Source organism: Bradyrhizobium sp. PRIMUS42 (assembly GCF_023006515.1).
In the GTDB taxonomy this organism is placed as follows: domain Bacteria; phylum Pseudomonadota; class Alphaproteobacteria; order Rhizobiales; family Xanthobacteraceae; genus Bradyrhizobium.
Map to the genome: position 1 here is coordinate 1 of NZ_JALBGZ010001158.1, position 1277 is coordinate 1277.

The window sequence follows — 1277 nt, forward strand, 5'->3', positions numbered from 1 at the left end:
GGCAGGCGCACCGCTGCAGAACCGCTGCAGCATCTCGCCGCTCGCGCCGCGGAAGGCCAGACACAGGCCGGGCGTCATCACATAGGCCGCGACGGGGTCGAGGTTGGGAAAATCGCGCGGGCCGGCCGCCCATTGGATCTTGCCTTGCTGCAGCTCCAGCGATTTCGCCACGATCGCGGCGATGCCGTCGATGCGCGCGTGCACCGCGCGGTCGGCCGCGATCAGGAAATAGGCGGAGATTGCAGCGAAGCAGGCGGCCGTGATGGCGGCCACGCGCAACGTCAGACGGACCTTGAGATCGAATCTCGGGCGGTTCCACATCGAGGGCACCTAGCGCGAACGGGTTGTCGCAGCCGCATTAAACGGCAGAACGCCAGCCGCGGAAAGCGCTACGCTCTGCCGCAGTGCAGCGCCGTGAAATTTTCCCGGCGCTCGCCGGGACGGCCGCCGTTGCAGGGGCGTGGGCTGGCCGCCGAGGTTTGCGAACCGCTTCCTGCTGCGAGGCCCGCTCATGCACCTCTTCCGGTTGATCCTCCCTGCTTTCCTCCTCGCTGTCCTCGTGGGTGTCCGACCTGCCGACGCGGGCCCCGAGGCGGCCGCGGCAGCGCCGGCCGGCGTGTCGATCGAGGATTTCCAATATCTGGATACGTCCGGCGAGCCGGTCGACCAGACCGCCGCCCACGAGAAGCGGCTGGCCGCATTCATGGTCGCGCTGCGGCGGGATGTCGGGGCGGACAAGCGCTATCAGCTCACGCCCGCCGGACAAGCCGATGCGAAATTCAAGGTCGTCGGCGGCGTCCAGAAGACCAGCACGCTGGTGCAATGGGCGCGGGTCGCCGTGATCGATACCGGCGCCAGGAAGGTCCTGTTCGAGAAGCTCTATACGTTTCGCGGCGACAACGACGAAGCCTGGGACCGCGCCGAGGCGTTCCTCGCCCGCGAGGTCATCGCGGCGCTCGCGCAGCCTGCGCCGGTCGCGCTTGCCGTGTTCGATTTCGAACTCGAGGACATGACCGCCGCCTCGGGAGGCACCTTGGCCGCTTCAGACGTATCGTACCTGGCCGAGGTCACCGGCGGCGTGCGTGAGGTCCTCGGCCAATCCGGCCGCTACCGCATCGTCGACGTCGGCAGCGCGAGCGGCGAAGCGGCGAAGGCGGGCGCTTTGCGCGACTGCGGCGGTTGCGAGGCGGCGATTGCGCAGAAGCTGGGCGCGGATCAATCGCTGATCGGCGTGGTGCGACGGGTCAGCCGCACTGAATACACGCTCGGCTTCCAGG

The 1277-nt window shown here is 68.5% G+C and carries 1 protein-coding gene and 1 pseudogene; one reads left to right on the forward strand and one right to left on the reverse strand.

The window, feature by feature from the left end:
* Nucleotides 1-321: pseudogene (locus tag MOV75_RS38580) on the reverse strand (histidine kinase); the annotation flags it as partial.
* A gap of 190 nt (nucleotides 322-511) precedes the next feature.
* On the opposite strand from MOV75_RS38580, the gene MOV75_RS38585 reads away from it, so the two are divergent.
* Nucleotides 512-1277: DUF2380 domain-containing protein (locus MOV75_RS38585; protein WP_247008073.1), on the forward strand; the 766-nt coding region annotated here is incomplete at its 3' end.